Origin of the sequence: Burkholderia sp. ABCPW 11, from assembly GCF_001523445.1 — a bacterium.
GTDB lineage: Bacteria > Pseudomonadota > Gammaproteobacteria > Burkholderiales > Burkholderiaceae > Burkholderia.
In genome coordinates this window covers 1-798 of sequence record NZ_LOVM01000060.1, presented here as the reverse complement: position 1 = coordinate 798, position 798 = coordinate 1, and the positions used below count along the sequence as shown (strand labels likewise).

General features: G+C 65.7%; 2 protein-coding genes and 1 pseudogene. All 3 read right to left on the bottom strand.

The window, feature by feature from the left end:
- A partial coding sequence (locus tag WS61_RS23170) for an amidohydrolase family protein (RefSeq protein ID WP_157692774.1) occupies window positions 1-321 on the bottom strand: 321 nt, incomplete at its 3' end.
- Window positions 322-340: 19 nt separating this feature from the next.
- Entirely contained in the window at window positions 341-508 is a 168-nt protein-coding gene (locus WS61_RS23165) for a DUF1427 family protein (RefSeq protein WP_014725963.1), read from the bottom strand.
- Window positions 509-675: 167 nt separating this feature from the next.
- A pseudogene (locus WS61_RS23160) lies at window positions 676-798 on the bottom strand (hydrolase); the annotation flags it as partial.

Genomic DNA, 798 nt, shown 5'->3' with positions numbered 1-798 from the left:
CACGGCGACCTGACGCTTGAGCATCTCCATCGCGACCGCGAGCGACGGCACGCCGTCCCAGCGCAGTTCCATGTTGTGGTTCAGGCCGCCGCGAATCACGTGGCAGTGGTTGTCGATCAGGCCCGGCAGCACGCCGCGGCCGCCGAGATCGATCGTCTTCGTCGCGCGGCCCGCAAGCGGCATGACGTCCGCGTCGCTGCCGACGGCGACGAAGCGGCCGGCGGCAATCGCGACGGCCGTGGCGACGGGGTTCGCGCGGTCGAGCGTCGTGAATCGTCCGTTATGCAGGATCAGATCCGGCTGGGTCACGGTTGCGGTCATGTGCATCACCTCTTGTTGATCAGAAGCCAAACAGCTGTTTCACGGTGGGTAAGGCTTGCACGCCGATCAGCATGCCGAGCAACCCGACCAGCGCAATCAGCGGCGGTGCGGGAGAGCGAACCTTGATGGCGCTGTAAATCACACCGATCAGCAGGCCCGCACCAAGGGAAACCAGATAAGGTTCCATGCGATAAATCTCCCGGACAAATTCAAATGCAGGCGCGGCGTTCCGAACGGCATGCCGCGGGCGGCATTCGTGTTTCTTTCACGTCCGCCGCCCGCGGCCATGGCGCCCATGCGGCGCGTTCGCATCGAACCCGCCGCACGGCATCAGCCGTTGCAGGCCGTCCGCGCTTACTTCGCCGGAACGGGCGGAATCGACTCGTGCGGCGTCGCGGTGCGCTGCGGCGCCTTGTGGACCATCGTGTACGCGTAGTCGACGCCCATCCCGTACGCGCCCGAATGCTCCTTCGCGAT